Source organism: Phycisphaerales bacterium, from assembly GCA_020852515.1.
In the GTDB taxonomy this organism is placed as follows: Bacteria; Planctomycetota; Phycisphaerae; order Phycisphaerales; family UBA5793; genus UBA5793.
In genome coordinates this window covers 21032-35211 of sequence record JADZAS010000021.1, presented here as the reverse complement: position 1 = coordinate 35211, position 14180 = coordinate 21032, and the positions used below count along the sequence as shown (strand labels likewise).

Below are 14180 nucleotides of genomic sequence, written 5' to 3'. Positions count from 1 at the left end.
GAGTCCGCGGCCCGGCCCCATGAGCATAGTTGGTGCGGTATCATGTCGGAGCCTCGACCGACACGCGGCTGACTTGCACCGACGGGAGCGCGGCGATGATCATCCCCTACCAGGTTGATGTCCCGATGAGCCGGTGGCCGGTGGCGAACTTTGCCATCATCGGCGTCACGTCGCTCGTGTTCGTGCTCATGATGATTCAGGGCGAGGATGCGGCGGGGTGGGTCGGGCCGATGATCCTTGACGGCTGGTCGATCGGCGGGCTGCTGGGCCACGTGTTCGTGCACGCCGACTTGCTGCACCTCATCGGCAACATGCTCTTTCTCTGGGTGTTCGGCAACGCCATCTGCGCCAAGATCGGCAACCTGTGGTACCCGGCGGTGTACTTCACGCTCGGGATGCTCGCGGCCGCGACGCACAACATCATCGACGGCGCGCCGGCCGTGGGCGCCAGCGGCGCCATCAACGGCGTGGTCGGGATGTTTCTGATTCTCTACCCGCTCAACGGCATCTCGTGCTTCTGGCTCGGCGGGCTGTGGTGGGGCGCGGTGACCTTCTGCATCTCGTCATACTGGATGATCCTGCTCTGGTTCCTGTTCGACATCTGGGGCGCGACGGGAGAAGACACCGGCGTGGCGAATTGGGCGCACATCGGCGGGTTCGTCGCCGGCGCCGCGATCGCAGTGGGTATGCTGCTGGGCGGATTGATCGAGATGGATGCGAGGGAGAAGTCGCTCGTCGAGATCATCCGAGGGCAGTAGGCGGTGGCGGGCGGCGGTGGCTCTTGAGCAGGCGACGGGGCAGTCGCGGCCTGAGGCGGTTGAAGAACTTTCCGCCGACGTAAGCGAAAGCCTCATGAAGCTAGCGCATGGGCGGACCGATCTCGGCTAATGGAATACAGCATTCCGTTGTCCTCAAGGAGTTGAACCATGACGTTCGACCTGGTGGAGGTGGCGCGGGATCGGCTCGCCAAGGCGCGAACCGACCCGGGCCTGGCCCTTGCAGCGCTGCTCGAGGCGCTGAGCGAGATTTCAGGCCCTGCCGCGCCCGGCACGCCGGTGTCCGAGCGCGAGTTGGCGCGACTGCGCGGCGAAGTGCTGCGGGGGCTTTCGCAACTGCTTTATGTCGAGTACCGGCGCAATCTGGCGCTCTCGAAGGGCGATTCGGCGGAGCCGAACGCCGACGGGGCGCCGGCAGCTCGCTTCGGGGACGTGGCGGATGCGCAGGCGGCGTTCATTGACGTGTTCAATGAAGCGGCCCGCGGCGCTCTTCACGCCTGAGACGGCGGATCGCTCTCCGGGTGGTCGGCTGGCTGATGCGACTGGCCGGCCGCCGGGGGGGCGTCCGGCCCCTTGATGGTGACAGCGAGCCAGCGATGGTCGCCCTCCTGCACGCCCGTGAGCCAGTCGAAGTGGTCCTGGTCGAGCGCATCGACGGTGAGCGAGCGGTAGAGGGTTTCCGCCGTGCCGCGCTGGTGGAGGTGGATCTCGGCGTGGCCGCGCGATTGGAGCAACTCGCGCAGATGGGCCGCCTCGCGCGCATCGAGCAGGATCACCACCGCTCCGCCCGCGAACTCTTCATGGAGCGGGATCGATGGCATCGGGCGACCTCCGGTTGAGCGAGAAAGATGTCATCTTTATGAGTGCGCGGGCGGCCGGCGATAGGCAGAATGCTCACGTCATACTTTAATATTGACCTCGGCGATGAGGTTCGGCGCGCGGTCAGGCGAAGCCGTTGCTCGTGATAAGAGAGGCAAGCTGCGCAGGTGAGCGGGGCGCGCGTGGGCGGCAACTACCGCCGGCGCGGGGCCTTGGCGTAGAGGCGCCAGTCGGTGAGAGCCACGGCGGCTCGGACCTCGTCGTGCAGCACGCCCTCGGCGACGTTCATCTCGCGCTCGCTCACGCGCGGCACGGTCGCGAGCACGGGCAGACGGTTCATGCGGGCGAGCCAGTCGCGATTGGTCTGCATGGCGGGGTCGGGGTCATCAGGGTTGTAGAAGTTCATGACCAGGCCGGCGATGCGGCAGCCGGCGCGGCGGAGGGCCTCGACGGTGAGAGCCGTGTGGTTGAGCGTGCCAAGATCGGCGCGGCAGACGACGAGCACGGGGTAGTCGGCGCTGGCGATGAGATCGAGCACGGTGCGCTGGGGGTCGCCGGGATCGACGGGGACCATCACGCCGCCCACGCCTTCCATGAGTACGACGTCGCACCCGCGATCAATGGCGGCGAGGCTGCGGCGGACGGGCTGAAGATCGAGCGATCGGCCGCTGCGCTCCATGGCGACGGCGGGCGCAAGGGGCAGGCGCTCGAGAATGGGAGTGACCATGGGCAGGCCGCCGATCGCCGGGTCGAACTGTGAGAAGTAGGCCAGCGCCTGGGCGTCATCACTCACGAGGCCCTCGCGCTCGGTGCGGGCGCCGGTGGCAAAGGGTTTGCACACGCCCACGCGCAGGCCGAGGCGGACGAGAACATCGGCGATGGCGCAGGTGATGACGGTTTTGCCGACGTTGGTGTCGGTGGCGGTGATGAACAGGCCGGGCTTGGCGCGCGGCGGAAGGTCGAAGGAGTTGGCGAGGGGCTCGGGCATGGTAACTCAGCCGCGATGAGGCATGAAGACGGAAGTGAGGAGGAGATGGCCGCAAAGAGGCACAGAATACACAGAAACAGAACGGATGAATTCAATGGTTCGGAAATGTGAATTGGTATTCTTCTTTTGTGACTTTTGTGCCTCTTTGCGGCGAATCAGTTTTTCGCTTCGCGTAGTGTGCGCAGGACGTGGGGAAGTTCATCGGCGAGTTCGGCGGCGAGCAGGCCGGCGCTGCCGTGTTGGTGCGCCCAGCGCTGCCCGGCGAGGCTGTGCAGCGCCACGCCCCAGCAGGCGGCGTCGAAGAGGTCGAGCCCGCCCATCTGATTGGGATTTACCCGGCCGAGATGCGGCTTCCAGAACTGCGCGACGATCGACGCGATGGCGCCGGTGAGCACGTCGCCGGCGCCGGCGGTGGCGAGCGCGGCGTTGGGATGCGCGGCGGTCCAGGTGCGCTGGCCGTCGGTGATGATGGTCGCAGCGCCCTTGAGCACGACGACGCAGCCCAGGCGCCGGGCCATGTCGGCGGCGTCGCGGGCGGGATCGGCATCGTCGCCGCCGGCGCGCTCGATGCCCAAGGCTTGCGCGAGGCGGGCGAACTCGCCGGGGTGCGGCGTGATGATGAGCGGAGCGCGGAGGTCGGCGGTGAAGTCGCGCAGGGAGGCGAGGTTGTTAAGGCCGTCGGCGTCGAGGACGACGGGCACTTCATCCTGTGCGAGCAGCCAGATGAGCAGTTGCTGGCGATCGAATCCGACGCCCCAGCCGGGCCCGACGGCGAGGCAGGTTGTCTTCTCCAGTTCGGGCGCGAGCAGCGCCGCGGCGTCGCTCGAGCAGAGGCTGAGATCATCTTCGACGGGCAGCGCGATGCCCGTGGCGCTGGGCGCGATGATAATGGCGGGCGCGAGGACGGTGGCGGGCAGGGCGAGTTTGGCCAGGCCGCAACCGGTGCGCAGCGCGGCGATGGCGGTCAGCGCTGGCGCGCCGATCATGGTGTGCGTGCCGTCGTCGCAGCCGCCGACGATGAGAACCGTGCCAAAGGTGCCCTTGTGGCTCTGGTCGGGGCGCGGCGGCAGCGGCGGGAGTTGGGTGAGATCGATAGACATGCACAGCAAGTGTAGGAGTTTGGCCGGCCAGACTCGGGCGCGTTGCGGCTGATGCGAGCGCGCGGCGATCAGTATCCCAGGCTGACCACGTCGATCTTCAGGCGACCCATGATGGGCAGCAGCGAGGTCATGTCGGCAAGGAACTCGTCTTCGTTGGCGGCGGTGAAGCGCAGCGCGATGTGCGTGGCGTCGAACCGCTGGGGTTGCGTGGCGTCGAAATCGACCCAGGCGCCGTCGATGAGCGCCTGCGACCACATGTGGTAGCCGAAGATGGACTTCTGCCCGGCGAAGTCATCGACGAGGACGAGCCCGGTGGCGAGGCGGGACGGGATGCCGGCGGCGCGGAGCATAGCGGTGGTGAGCACCGCGTGCTCGGTGCAGTCGCCTTCGCGATCGCGCGCGACCTGGGCCGCAGAGGCGAGGCCGACACCCAGGCTCTTGCGGCGGATGTAGCGGCCGACGAAGGTTCGAATCGCCTCGGCGCGGCGCTGCGGGCTGGCGGGCACGTTGCGCACGGCGCGCTGCGCGAGATCGACGACCTGCTCGTCATCGCAGGTGATCAGGTCGGAGGATTTGAGGTAGTCTTCGGCGCGATCTTCGACGGGCGCGCGTGCGGCGGGTTCGATGGTCAGGCGGATGCGGCCTTGCCCGTCGAGGCGCTCAACCTGTTGTGCTCCGCCGGCGGGGATGTCGGGCAGATCGCCCTCGGTCACGCTCAGGTCATACACGGCCTTTTTGAGGCGCGCGCGGCTGGGGATGGGCCTGCTCGGCCGCACGAACGTTTTGAGCATCATCTCCGGGCCGGCGCCGATGCGCATCGCGGTGGCGCGGTCGGAAAGCAGTGTGACGATGGAGGCGCCGCCGAGTTCGACTTCGCTGCGCACGAGCACGCCCTGCGAGTCGTAATACTCGGTCGCGGCGAGGTCGGGGCTGCTCGATGTCACGGCTCTCCATTTCGAGGCGAGTATCTTCTTGCCGCGCACGATGATGGCGGCGTCGCGCTCAAGCAATTCGCGCGTGGTGGTGACGGGCTCGATGTCGCCGAGCACGTCAATAGAGGTGATGGTGAATCGATCCGTGCCGCTGCGCAGGCGCGCCAGTGCGAATTCGCCCGCCTCGCGCGGCGTCTGCCAGTCGCCTTGCGGCAGCGGCAGCGTGGAGGTGCTCGTGCGGCCGGCCTCGGTGATGCGCCGAGTCAGGCCGTCGGGGCCGAAGTCGTAGAGCACTTCGCGCGGCGTGGAGCCGAGATCCTGGAGCAGCCAAAATGACACGGGCTCGCCATCGACGGTCTCGACAAAGCGGCCGGACTTACGCGACTCGACCGGCGTGCCGGCGCGCGACACACTGAGGAGCCACTCGGCCTCGGTGGTGATGCGTCCGTCGGCGGTGGACTCGGAGCAGTGCATCCACCCGGCGTGCTGGCCCTGAAGCAGCACGGTGTACCAGAGATCGGAGTTCTCCGGCTCGCCGGCCGCGAAGCCGGTGCGGGCCAGCAGCGCGAAGAGCAGCACCAGCCCGAATCCGATTGACCGCGCCGAGCGCAGCATGTGTGCCATTGCAAAGTTCATCCCGAAGATCATACCGCTGCCGTGAGATCGGCCGCCCGATTGCATGTCCGGGTGGCTTATGATTGAGGATGCCCGAGTCTGCCAATTCGCCGTCGCCGAATGCATCCCACCTCGGCTCCCCGGTCATCGGGATTGCCGGCGGGATCGGTTCGGGCAAGAGCGAGGTCGCCCGGCTGCTTGCGGCGATGGGCTGTGTCGTGACGCACTCAGATGAGGATGTGCGGCAAGTCCTGCTCGAGCAGGATGTTCGGGATCGGCTGGTGGAATGGTGGGGTCCGCAGGTGCTCGACCAGGCGGGGCGGATCGACCGCCGGGCCGTGGCCCGGATCGTGTTCGAGGATGAAACCCAGCGGCGGCGGCTGGAAGGTTTCGTGCATCCGAAGGTCGATGCCCGGCGAAAGAGGAAGTGGGCCCAGGCGGCGGCAACGGGGCCGGTGACGGCGTTTGTCATTGACGCTCCCTTGCTCTTTGAGGCCGGTCTGGACCGGAATTGCGATGCGGTGATCTTCGTGGACGCTGCCGAACAAACGCGCCTGGCCCGCGTAAAGGAGGGACGAGGGTGGGATGCAGCCGAACTGCACCGTCGAGAAAAAAACCAGTGGCCGCTTGAAACCAAGCGGGAACGGTCCGATTATGTGATTGTCAACGAAGGGGACGTCGCCGATCTTTCACGGCGGGTCCGGTTGACGCTCGACGAGATCCTGACGAAGTCCGCCGGCTGCGAGCCCCGTAAAGGGTCGCGTCCTGCTCCGTAGGATCGGCCGCTCAGGCCAAGGTTTCCCCCCTGCCCCGCACTTTCCGGTTGTCCGCGCTTCTGCAAAAGCCCGACAGCCGTGCCATTCCGCTGATGGTGCACTTTCCTTTGCGGCGTGGCCTCAGCACCATCGTTTCCCGGACAGTAATTCAACGGTCAACTCATGCCGGGCGACGCACTTCAACACCCCTCTTCTGCCGAGCCCTCGGCCGGCGCATCTTCGCAATCCTGGAGTTCAACAGTGGAAAGTAACCCGACCGCCACCAAGCGCAAGAACGGTCAAAAGAAAGCCAATCGTCGCCGGCGCAAGAAAGGCGGAGGCGGTGGCGCACCCAGCGGCGCCGCGAGCGTGCAGCCGCCGGTGAACCCGGCCGCGCTGCCCAAGGACGAAGATCTCGAGGCCGAGGCCGAATCGCTCGCCAGCCTTCCATCGGACGGCGTCGCGACGGGTGAGAACGGCGAAGTGCTGCACATCTCCGAACTGCAGAACATGGAACTCGAGGACCTGCTCAAAGTCGCCGAGAGCGAGGGCGTAGGCGACACGGCCGGGCTCAAGAAGCAGGAACTCATCTTCCGCATCCTCAAGGCCCGGATGGCCAACCAGGGCCTGATGATCGGCGAGGGCGTGCTGGAAATCCTGCCTGATGGCTTCGGCTTCCTGCGCTCGCCCAACTACTCGTACCTGCCCTGCCCCGATGACATCTACGTGAGTCCGAGCCAGATCCGCCGCTTCGGCCTGCGCCAAGGGTGCATCGTCCAGGGCACGGTGCGGCCGCCCAAGGAATCGGAGCGGTACTTCGCGCTGCTGCGCGTGGACCAGGTGAACGGCCGCACGCCCGACGTGCTGCACCACCTGCCGACGTTCGAGGATCTCACGCCGCTGCACCCGGATCAGCGCCTGGTGCTGGAGACGACCAGCAAGGAAGTGAACATGCGGGTGGTCGATCTGGTGACGCCGCTGGGCAAGGGCCAGCGGGCGCTGATCGTCGCCCCGCCGCGCACCGGCAAGACGGTGCTGCTGCAGAAGATGGCCAACGCGATCATCAAGAACTGCCCGGGCACGAAGATCATCGTGCTGCTCATCGACGAGCGTCCGGAGGAAGTGACTGACTTTCGGCGCAGCACGCCGCCTGAGGTCGAGGTCGTGGCTTCGACGTTCGACGAGCAGACGGCGCGGCACGTGCAGGTGGCCGAGATGGTCATCGACAAGGCGAAGCGCTACGTGGAGTTCGGCGAGGATGTGGTCATCCTGCTCGACTCGATCACGCGACTGGCCCGCGCGTACAACAACGAGATGCCGCACTCGGGCAAGATCGGCACGGGCGGCATCGACACCGGCGCGCTGCAGAAGCCCAAGAAGTTCTTCGGCGCCGCACGCAACATCGAGAACGGCGGGTCGCTGACGATCATCGCCACGGCGCTGATCGACACCGGCAGCCGGGCGGATGACATCATCTTCGAAGAATTCAAGGGCACGGGCAACAGCGAACTGCACCTCGACCGCCGGCTGGTGGCCAAGCGCATTTACCCGGCGATCGACATCAGCGCCTCGGGCACGCGCCGCGAAGAACTGCTGCTCGATCCCAAGGAACTCGAACTCGTTTACCGCCTGCGCAAGGTGCTCAGCGACATGAACGTGGTCGAAGCGATGGAGCTGCTCAAGTCGCGGCTCGAGAAGACGAGTTCGAACGCTGAATTCCTGATGACCATGAACCTGAGTTGATCAACGGGTCGAGCGGCGGCGGTCGGACGGCGCGGCTCGACTCTTTCCGTGACGCACAACGCTTCCAACCTCTCGCCGATGCCCCCACAGACCGGCTCCACAACGCCGGCCGGCGAGGGCGCGCCGTCGGCGATCGTGCGCGGCGTGTGCCACACCTGCTTTGCGTTCGACGTCGGTTTCGGCATCAATCTCAACGAAGCGGAAAAGGCGATCGCCGCCAGCAGCCGCCGCATGATCATCCAGAAGAAGAAGCGGGCGCCGCAGTCGGTCCCCGGGCCGACCGTGCCGCTGTCGATCGCGGTGCAGACCGAGCCGATGGCGCTGGGCGCGTTTCAGATTGACGCGATGGTCGATGTGGTGCTCTACGCTTTCGGTGCCGCGTCGGTCCGCTTCTCGATTCCGCTCGCATGCCCTTTTGACGACCTGGCTGAACTGAGCGATCTGCTCTATGACCACCTGCCGCTGGCGCAGCGGGCCCGCGAGCACGTGGAGAAGACGCTGGCTGCGCTGGGCGCTGCCGTCAGCAAGCCGGGCATCGCGCCGCCGATCGAGGACTATGTCATCTTCGAAATCGAATCGGTCCCCGGCGAAGGGGCGGAGGAGTTCATCGGCCGGCGCCGATCGACCGTCGCCCGCATCCTCCGCGCCGAGCGCGAGCCGCTGTCGAACCAGGAGATCGACGATGCGCTCTCGCTGTCGATCGGCTACGGGGCCGGCGACCGGGCGGTGATCGACTGGCACGCGGCGATTCTGCTCGGGCCCGATCCGGGTGACGTGCGGTCGATTCTCGAATACGCCAACGTGCAACTGGTGCAGATGCGATCGCTCGATGATGAACTCGAGCGCGTGCTCGACGCGTCATACGAGCTGCTGGCGCGTTTCAAGGGGCCTCGCCAGACGTTTCTGGGCATCGGCGGCGGGCAGTTGCGGCGGCTGGGTATCTTCCACGCCGACTCGGCCATCCTCTTCGAGGGCGTGACCCACTCGATGAAGCTCGTGGGCGACCAGTACCTCGCCCGCGTCTACCGGGCCGTCTCGCAGCGCTTTCACCTGCCGCAGTGGGGCGCGAACATCAACCGCAAACTGCAGACGGTTGACACGATCTATGCGAAGATCACTGACCGGCAGACGACGGTGCGCATGGAAGTGCTCGAGTGGATCATTATCATCCTGATTCTGATCGAAGTGATCAAGGGGTTCTGGCCGGCCTGAGTCGCGCTGTCGCTTGCCATGAAGACGCAACTGCACTTTGACATCCAGGCGCAGCCGAACGACACGACGTGCGGGCCGACGTGCCTGCAGGCGGTGTACGGCTATTTCAACGACCACCTGCCGCTCGAAGACGTGATCGAACAGGCCGGCCGGCTCGCGGACGGCGGCACGCTGGCGGTGATGCTGGGCATTCACGGCATCCGGCGCGGCTACAAGGCGCGCATCTACACGTGGAACCTCGACCTGTTCGACCCGACGTGGTTCGGACCCGATGCGCCGAATCTCAGCGAGCGCCTCAAGGCGCAACTGGCGTTCAAGACTTCGCCTCGCCTCCACCACGCGACCCATCTGTACCTTGAGTTCCTCGCCACCGGTGGTGAGATTCGCTTTGAGGAAATGAACGCGGCGCTCTTTCGCAAGTTTCTCAAGCGGAAGATTCCGATCCTCACGGGCCTGAGCGCCACCTACCTGTACCAGTGCTCGCGCGAATTGTTTCCCAGTGATCGGGCGGTGGCGGACGACCTGCGCGGCGAGCCGACGGGGCACTTCGTCGTGCTCTGCGGCTACGACGCCGCGACGCGGCAGGTGCTCGTGGCTGATCCGCTGGCGAGCAACCCGCTCTCGCCGGACCTGCGCTACCACGTGGATATTGACCGGCTCATCTGCTCCATTATGCTCGGATCGATTACATACGATGCCAATCTCCTGATCCTCGAACCGAAGGAACGGAGAACAACGGAAGAGGCCATGCATGTCCGCGCTGATCGTGGTCAGTGATCCATCCGACTGGCCCTCGAACCTGCCCGGAGTCGAAGTCGTCTCCGGGCGCAACTACCTCACCGACGCCGCCTACAGCGGCCGCCGGCACACGCGCGTGTTCAATCTCAGCCGGTCGTACCGCTATCAGTCCATCGGGTACTACGTTTCGCTGCTGGCCGCGGCGCGCGGACACCGGCCGCTGCCGAGCGTGACGACCATCCAGGACATGCGCTCGCTCACGATTGTCCGCTCGGTCACCGACGATCTCGACGATCTGGTGCAGCACTGCCTGAGTCCGATTCAGTCGGACCACTTCGTGCTCAGCGTGTACTTCGGCCACAACATGGCCCAGCGATACACGCGCCTGGCGCTGCAGCTGTTCAACCTCTTCCCGGCGCCGATGCTGCGGGCCCACTTCGTGCGCGATGACCGCTGGCGGCTGGTGCACATCAAGCCGATTCCCGCCAGCGACGTGCCCGATCCGCACTGGCCGTTTCTTATCGACGTGGCGACGCGGCACTTTGCCGGGCACACGCGCAGCGTCGCGCGGCGCAAGCCGGCGCTCTACGACCTGGCGATCCTGCACGACCCCAAGGCCGCCGACTCGCCCTCCAATGACAAGGCGCTCAGGAAGTTCACACGCGCTGCCGAGAACGTCGGCTTCGACGCGACGATGATCACCAAGGACGACTACGGCCGCATCGCGGAGTTCGACGCCCTGTTCATCCGCGAGACGACCGCGGTGAACCACCATACGTTCCGATTCTCGCGCCGCGCGGCCGCCGAAGGACTCGTCGTCATCGACGATCCGGAGTCGATCGTGCGCTGCACGAACAAAGTCTTCCTCGCCGAGGCGTTGCAACGGCACCAGATCCCCTCGCCGCGCACGCTCATCGTGCATCGCGGCAACGTCGATCAGATCGTGTCCACGCTCGGCCTGCCGTGCGTGCTCAAGCAACCCGACAGTTCATTCTCGCACGGCGTCGTCAAGGTGCACTCGGAAGAAGACCTCGCGCAGAGCGTCGAGGAACTGCTCGAGAAGTCCGACCTGCTTGTGGCGCAGGAGTTTCTGCCGACCGAATTCGACTGGCGCATCGGCGTGTTCGCCGGGCATCCGCTCTGGGCCTGCCGCTATCACATGGCCCACAAGCACTGGCAGATCGTCAAGCACGACCGCGACGGCGAGCGCTCGTACGGCAAGGTCGAGTCGCTTCCCTTCGAGTCAGTGCCCAAGCCGATCCTCCGGGCCGCGGTGCGGGCGGCGGCGCTCATGGGCAACGGACTGTACGGCGTGGATCTCAAGGAGATCGGCCGCAGGGGCGTGGTCATCGAAGTCAACGACAACCCCAACATCGACGCCGGCTACGAGGACCAGGTGCTCAAGGACGATCTCTACGTCCGCATCATGCAGGGGTTCCTCGCACGGGTCCGGGCCCGCACGGAAGGGAAGGCACGACCATGACCGCGTCTGACCGGACGCTGCACCTCTTCGAGGGCTTCGGCGTCGAACTCGAATACATGATCGTGAACCGGCAGTCGCTCGACGTGATGCCCATCTGCGACGAGGTCATCCGCTCCGCCGTCGGGTCGTACACCTCCGACTACGAAGCGGGCGTGATCACGTGGTCGAACGAACTGGCGCTGCACGTGATCGAACTGAAGACGACCGAGCCCGCCCGGGCCCTGGGGCCGCTTGTCGAGCCGTTCAATGAACAGGTGCGCGCGATCAACACCATCCTTGAGCCGATGGGCGGGCGCCTCATGCCCGGCGCGATGCATCCGTGGATGGATCCGCACAAGGAAATGCGCCTCTGGCCGCACGAATACAGCCCGACCTACGAGGCGTTTGACCGGATCTTCTCCTGCCAGGGGCACGGCTGGGCGAACCTGCAGAGCGCGCACCTGAACCTGCCGTTCGGCAATGACGAAGAATTCGGCCGGCTGCACGCGGCGATCCGCCTCGCGCTGCCCATCCTGCCCGGACTGGCCGCGAGCAGCCCGGTGCTCGATGCGCGCGCCACGGGCCTGCTCGACAACCGGCTCGAGGTGTATCGCTCCAACGCGCGGCGGATTCCGTCGATTAGTGGCGCGGTCATTCCAGAAGCCGTCTACTCCCGCGCCGCCTACGAAACCGACATCCTCCAGCGCCTCTACGCCGACATCGCGCCGCACGACCCTGCGGGCATTCTGCAGCACGAATGGCTCAATGCGCGCGGCGCCATCGCGCGCTTCGACCGCGACGCCATCGAGATCCGCGTGCTGGACGTGCAGGAAACGGTCGTGGCCGATCTGGCGGTCATCCGCATGGTCATCGAACTCGTCCGCGCCCTGTGCGAGCAGCGCTGGTCGGACACCCTCAGCCAGCAGCGCTGGCCGATCGAGCCGCTCGCGGAGATCTTCCTCGCGGCGGTCCGCCACGCCGAAACAGCAAGCATCGACAATCGGGCCTATCTCGAGACGCTCGGGCTTGCGGTGAACTCATGCACGATCGGGGGACTCTGGCGGCATCTCGCCGAGTCGCTCGTGCTGGCTAATGCTGACATTGCCGATGAAATCAAGGCGGCGCTGGGCGTCATACTCGACGAAGGCACGCTGGCCACTCGAATGATGCGCGTGTTGGGGCCGGAGCCGTCGCGGCCACGGCTGCGCGAGGTTTGCGAGCAGCTGTGCGATTGTCTGCAGCGCGGAGTGATGTTCCGTGGCCCAGGGGTCTGAGCGCATCGCGGTCATCGTCACGTGCGAGCACGGCGGCAATCGCGTGCCGCGTCGCTACGCGCCGCTCTTTGCCGGCTGCGCTGAATTGCTCGCCTCTCACCGCGGCTGGGATCCCGGGTCGCTCGACATGGGCCGCGCCTTCGCGGCCGCGCTGGACGCGCCGCTCATCGCCTCCACCACGACGCGACTGCTTGTGGAACTCAACCGCTCGCCGCACCACCGCGCGCTGTTTTCGAAGATCACGCGTCCGCTGCCTCGCGCCAAGCGAGAGAGGATTCTGCGTGATCATTATCACCCACACCGGCAGCAGGTGGAGCAGACGATCGAAGGCGCTCTGGCGCACGCTCCGCTGGTCGTTCACCTGGCTATGCACACCTTCACACCGGTGCTCGATGGCGACGTCAGGCGCACCGACGTCGGCCTGCTCTTCGACCCATCACGCCGGGCCGAGCGGTTGCTCTGCACACGCTGGCAGGCGGCGCTGCGGCAGGCGAGGCCAGACCTGACGGTACACCGCAACCAGCCGTATCGCGGCGTGTCTGACGGCATTCAGACGACGTTCCGCCGACGCTGGCCGGCTGCGCGCTATGCCGCGATGGAACTCGAAGTGAATCAGCGCTTCGCCGCGGACCCGCGCGCGGCGTGGAGGCGCCTCACCGCCGATCTGATCACGACGTGTCGAACGGCGCTGCGCGCGATGTGAGTTCACATCGCGCATGGCCGCATCGTGACAGTCCGATCTTCGGCGACGATGACGAGGTGGTTGACGGGAACTTCGGTCCAGCCCGGATCGTCGCTGAGCGGCTCGGAGCTGATGATCACCGTCGGGCCCCCGCCGTCGCTGGGCTCGATCATGCGGCACACTCCGCCTTCGCAGACGTAGCGCCGGCCGGTGTGCACGTAGAGCGTGTCCGCCCGCCCGCGCACGTCGGTGCTGCAACGCGACGCCACCGCGTGCCGCCCGTCGGACACGGCGATGTTCAGGTAGCACGCCTGCTCCACGCCCGCCTCGCTCGTCAGGCGCACGAGTCGCTGAAGCGTCCGCTCCAAGGCCTCGGCGAGCGTCTCCGTCGTCGAGGCCGTCGAGCCCAGTCCGGCGTGTTCATCGAGGAACATCGCAAAGAGATGCTCCGAATCGGTCGTGCCGAACATGCTGTGGAACGCGTGGTCCGAGAGGTCGGCGATGATGCGCCGGCGAAGCCGCTCGAACCCGCCCACGTCGCCGTTGTGCATGAAGGCGAACGGGCCGCTCGTGAACGGGTGGCAATTGGTTTCCGTCACCGGCAAGTCGGCCGTGGCCGCGCGGACGTGGGCCAGGGCGCAGTGCGTCCGCGTGACGCGGCAGAGTTCGCGCAGGTTGCGATTGCTCCAGGCCGGCGAGATCGATCGGAACGTCGCCGGGTGCGGGCTGATCGACGGCGCGTACCACGCCACGCCGAACCCGTCGCCGTTGAGCGGCTCTTCGCGCTCGCGGCTCTCGAAACTCTGGTGGATGAGCGAGTGGGTCGGCTCGGTGATGAGCGAACACAGCGTGATGGGCGGCCCGACGTAGAGGGTGAAGCGGCACATGCGAATGGCTCCAGGTCGGCGAGGGTGGTTCGCGCTGGGTCGGCAAAGACGGATCAGCCGCAGCGGTGTTCGCGTCGATCGGGCGGCTCGCAGCGGCTCAGCCGGCGCGCGGAGGGCGGCGCTGTGGAGAGCATCGGTCGGACCGGGGCCGGACCCGCATTCGATGGCTGGGTGGAGTGGAGAATGTTGACGGTTCC

General features: G+C 66.4%; 14 protein-coding genes. 9 read left to right on the top strand and 5 right to left on the bottom strand.

Annotation, left to right across the window (positions count from 1 at the left end):
- Positions 1 to 32 precede the first annotated feature (32 nt).
- Positions 33 to 758, top strand: a complete 726-nt coding sequence (locus IT430_14330) for a rhomboid family intramembrane serine protease (protein MCC6909116.1) — start codon at positions 33 to 35, stop codon at positions 756 to 758.
- 168 nt (positions 759 to 926) lie between these two features.
- Positions 927 to 1277 carry a hypothetical protein gene (locus IT430_14325; GenBank protein ID MCC6909115.1) on the top strand — a complete coding sequence of 117 codons (351 nt, stop codon included), beginning with the start codon at positions 927 to 929 and terminating at the stop codon, positions 1275 to 1277.
- Here IT430_14325 and IT430_14320 read toward each other — a convergent pair.
- The 4 genes from IT430_14320 to IT430_14305 form a co-directional block, all read right to left on the bottom strand.
- Positions 1268 to 1597, bottom strand: a complete 330-nt coding sequence (locus IT430_14320) for a hypothetical protein (protein ID MCC6909114.1) — start codon at positions 1595 to 1597, stop codon at positions 1268 to 1270. The two genes, IT430_14325 and IT430_14320, sit on opposite strands and share 10 nt — an antisense overlap.
- Before the next feature lie 191 nt (positions 1598 to 1788).
- Positions 1789 to 2583: a dethiobiotin synthase gene (gene bioD / locus IT430_14315; protein MCC6909113.1), complete on the bottom strand. Its 795-nt coding sequence runs from the start codon at positions 2581 to 2583 to the stop codon at positions 1789 to 1791.
- Between the two features lie 155 nt (positions 2584 to 2738).
- Positions 2739 to 3683 carry an NAD(P)H-hydrate dehydratase gene (locus tag IT430_14310; GenBank protein ID MCC6909112.1) on the bottom strand — a complete coding sequence of 315 codons (945 nt, stop codon included), beginning with the start codon at positions 3681 to 3683 and terminating at the stop codon, positions 2739 to 2741.
- A gap of 68 nt (positions 3684 to 3751) precedes the next feature.
- A complete protein-coding gene (locus IT430_14305; GenBank protein ID MCC6909111.1) occupies positions 3752 to 5251 on the bottom strand; it encodes a transglutaminase domain-containing protein in 1500 nt (499 codons plus the stop codon).
- Positions 5252 to 5319: 68 nt separating this feature from the next.
- On the opposite strand from IT430_14305, the gene IT430_14300 reads away from it, so the two are divergent.
- The 7 genes from IT430_14300 (at position 5320) to IT430_14270 (ending at position 13117) form a co-directional block, all read left to right on the top strand.
- Positions 5320 to 6006: a dephospho-CoA kinase gene (locus tag IT430_14300; protein ID MCC6909110.1), complete on the top strand. Its 687-nt coding sequence runs from the start codon at positions 5320 to 5322 to the stop codon at positions 6004 to 6006.
- A gap of 465 nt (positions 6007 to 6471) precedes the next feature.
- Positions 6472 to 7728, top strand: coding sequence for a transcription termination factor Rho (rho, locus tag IT430_14295; protein MCC6909109.1), 1257 nt, complete (start codon positions 6472 to 6474; stop codon positions 7726 to 7728).
- Between the two features lie 48 nt (positions 7729 to 7776).
- Complete coding sequence (locus tag IT430_14290; GenBank protein ID MCC6909108.1) at positions 7777 to 8940, top strand: hypothetical protein; 1164 nt, start codon at positions 7777 to 7779, stop codon at positions 8938 to 8940.
- A gap of 18 nt (positions 8941 to 8958) precedes the next feature.
- The gene (locus tag IT430_14285; GenBank protein MCC6909107.1) at positions 8959 to 9717 is read left to right on the top strand and encodes a hypothetical protein; all 759 of its coding nucleotides are present in this window, start codon (positions 8959 to 8961) and stop codon (positions 9715 to 9717) included.
- Entirely contained in the window at positions 9692 to 11161 is a 1470-nt protein-coding gene (locus tag IT430_14280) for a RimK family protein (protein MCC6909106.1), read from the top strand. The genes IT430_14285 and IT430_14280 overlap by 26 nt, the downstream gene beginning before the upstream one ends.
- Positions 11158 to 12414, top strand: coding sequence for a hypothetical protein (locus IT430_14275; protein MCC6909105.1), 1257 nt, complete (start codon positions 11158 to 11160; stop codon positions 12412 to 12414). Before IT430_14280 ends, IT430_14275 begins: the two co-directional genes overlap by 4 nt.
- Positions 12398 to 13117, top strand: a complete 720-nt coding sequence (locus IT430_14270; GenBank protein MCC6909104.1) for an N-formylglutamate amidohydrolase — start codon at positions 12398 to 12400, stop codon at positions 13115 to 13117. Before IT430_14275 ends, IT430_14270 begins: the two co-directional genes overlap by 17 nt.
- A 2-nt stretch (positions 13118 to 13119) precedes the next feature.
- Here IT430_14270 and IT430_14265 read toward each other — a convergent pair whose 3' ends face one another.
- A complete protein-coding gene (locus tag IT430_14265) occupies positions 13120 to 13983 on the bottom strand; it encodes a class II glutamine amidotransferase (GenBank protein MCC6909103.1) in 864 nt (287 codons plus the stop codon).
- Between the last annotated feature and the right edge of the window lie 197 nt (positions 13984 to 14180).

What these genes read in the sequence shown, in the direction of transcription:
- IT430_14320 (MCC6909114.1), bottom strand. Translation starts at nt 1,597, where the DNA reads ATGCCATCGATCCCGCTCCATGAAGAGTTCGCGGGCGGAGCGGTGGTG.
- IT430_14325 (MCC6909115.1), top strand. Translation starts at nt 927, where the DNA reads ATGACGTTCGACCTGGTGGAGGTGGCGCGGGATCGGCTCGCCAAGGCG.
- IT430_14300 (MCC6909110.1), top strand. Translation starts at nt 5,320, where the DNA reads ATGCCCGAGTCTGCCAATTCGCCGTCGCCGAATGCATCCCACCTCGGC.
- IT430_14305 (MCC6909111.1), bottom strand. Translation starts at nt 5,251, where the DNA reads ATGAACTTTGCAATGGCACACATGCTGCGCTCGGCGCGGTCAATCGGA.
- IT430_14280 (MCC6909106.1), top strand. Translation starts at nt 9,692, where the DNA reads ATGTCCGCGCTGATCGTGGTCAGTGATCCATCCGACTGGCCCTCGAAC.
- IT430_14310 (MCC6909112.1), bottom strand. Translation starts at nt 3,683, where the DNA reads ATGTCTATCGATCTCACCCAACTCCCGCCGCTGCCGCCGCGCCCCGAC.
- IT430_14275 (MCC6909105.1), top strand. Translation starts at nt 11,158, where the DNA reads ATGACCGCGTCTGACCGGACGCTGCACCTCTTCGAGGGCTTCGGCGTC.
- bioD (MCC6909113.1), bottom strand. Translation starts at nt 2,583, where the DNA reads ATGCCCGAGCCCCTCGCCAACTCCTTCGACCTTCCGCCGCGCGCCAAG.
- IT430_14285 (MCC6909107.1), top strand. Translation starts at nt 8,959, where the DNA reads ATGAAGACGCAACTGCACTTTGACATCCAGGCGCAGCCGAACGACACG.
- IT430_14265 (MCC6909103.1), bottom strand. Translation starts at nt 13,983, where the DNA reads ATGTGCCGCTTCACCCTCTACGTCGGGCCGCCCATCACGCTGTGTTCG.